This is a genomic window from Microcoleus sp. PH2017_28_MFU_U_A (genome assembly GCF_020738035.1).
Classification (GTDB): domain Bacteria; phylum Cyanobacteriota; class Cyanobacteriia; order Cyanobacteriales; family Microcoleaceae; genus Microcoleus.
Window position 1 is genome coordinate 1 of sequence record NZ_JAEQCX010000004.1, and the last position, 1,813, is coordinate 1,813.

Consider the following 1,813-nt stretch of genomic DNA (forward strand, 5'->3'; position numbering starts at 1 on the left):
TGACCAAAGAGCGAGACGCAAGCCCCTGGCTTTAGACATGGGGATAAGTCGGTAGCGGTTTCAACCGCCTTCTGTATTTAACAAAGCTTAATAAAGAATCAGCACCATATACAGCATCAAGCTGTATAACTATAGTATGAGTATTAAATACAAGTCAAACAAGAACATTGTCTACTCTTGCAAATATCATATTGTGTGGTGTCCCAAGTATCGTCGCAAGGTTCTAGTTGAAGGCGTCGATATCCGTCTGAAGGAAATATTATTAGAGGTTGCAACTGAGTTTAAGAGCGAATTAATTGAAATGGAAGTGATGCCAGATCATGTTCACCTTTTAGTCGAATGCGATCCTCAATTTGGGATTGCTAAACTCATTCGGTATATGAAAGGGCGCTCATCTCGATATCTCCGCCAAGAATTTCCTTGGCTAAAAAGTCGATTGCCAACGTTGTGGACTAATAGCTACTTTATTTCAACCGTTGGCGGTGCACCTATTTCGGTAGTCAAGCAGTATATTGAGAATCAAAAAAATGTCTAGTTATGGTTGCCAACAAAATTTAATTAGCGCAGATCGAACTTTAAAAAGCATCTTAGAATTTGTTTGTGAAGAGTCAAACAAGTTAGCTAATTGTGGACTTTACTACTCTCGGCAATTGTATTTCAAAACTGGAAAATTTCCAAGTAAAGCCACTTTGCACAGGCTGTTAAAAGGCAATCTCCACTTCAAAGCCTTGTACTCTCACGTAGCTCAACAGACTTTAACAACTGTGGCAGAGTCATTCCAGTCGTATATTGGACTACTTAAGGGTGTCAAAAATGGTACAGTCACGCAACACCCTAAACTGCCGGGATACCGCAAAAATAGCCTCAAGCTGGCGACGTTTCCCAAGGCAGATGTAAAGTTGAAAAGCGGGCAACTAAGGTTTCCATTGGGAGGTAAGGTTAAAACATGGTTTGGAGTTAGTGAATTCTATCTACCAATGCCGTCAAACTTAGATTACGACCAAATCCGAGAAATTCGCATCTTACCGAGGAATGGGCAATTTTATGCTGAATTTGTCTATAAAATTCAGCCAATAACAGTTGAATTAGATGCCAGTAAAGTTCTAGGTATTGACCCAGGATTAAATAATTGGTTGACCTGTGTTTCCAATGTGGGAACAAGTTTGATTATAGATGGATTGCACCTAAAATCATTAAATCAGTGGTATAACAAACGAGTTGCAACAATCAAAGAGAACAAGCCTCAAGGCTTTTGGTCTAAACGATTAGGGAGGATTACGGAGAAACGGAATAGGCAAGTTAGAGATGCCGTCAATAAAGCAGCTAAATTAGTATTGAATCATTGCCTGCAAAACCAAATAGGCACTGTTGTATTTGGCTGGAACAAAGGAATGCGTCAAGAAATCAATCTTGGAAGTAAAACAAACCAAAGTTTTGTGCAAATTCCAACAGCCCGATTAAAGGATAGAATTTCTCAACTTTGCGAGCAACATGGCATTCAATTTGTTGAAACTGAAGAAAGCTATACGAGTAAGGCGAGTTTTTTGGATGAGGATGAACTACCTAAGTTCGGTGAAAAACCTGAAGGGTGGAAAGAATCTGGAAAACGTGTCAGTCGCGGCTTGTATCGTTCAAAAGATGGAAGCAAAATCAATGCAGACTGCAACGGTGCTGCGAATATTTTGCGAAAAGTAGCGGCAACTTTAGGGCTTTGTCTTGAAGGAGTCAGTAGAGGCGCTTTGATTTCGCCTTTGAAAGTTCGCATTTGGACTCTTCAAGAATCCCCGTCCCGGAGCGGGCTGGGGAGTATCAA

At 40.5% G+C, this 1,813-nt stretch carries 2 protein-coding genes; both read left to right on the forward strand.

Annotated features, from left to right (window positions below):
* Window positions 1–136 precede the first annotated feature (136 nt).
* Entirely contained in the window at window positions 137–535 is a 399-nt protein-coding gene (tnpA, locus tag JGK14_RS00040) for an IS200/IS605 family transposase (RefSeq protein ID WP_293194019.1), read from the forward strand.
* Window positions 528–1,813, forward strand: a 1,286-nt coding sequence (locus JGK14_RS00045; RefSeq protein ID WP_293194017.1) for an RNA-guided endonuclease InsQ/TnpB family protein, incomplete at its 3' end; no start/stop codon positions are given. The genes tnpA and JGK14_RS00045, both read left to right, overlap by 8 nt.

Excerpts from the sequence above, each read along its gene's own strand:
- tnpA (WP_293194019.1), top strand. The coding sequence starts at position 137 with ATGAGTATTAAATACAAGTCAAACAAGAACATTGTCTACTCTTGCAAA.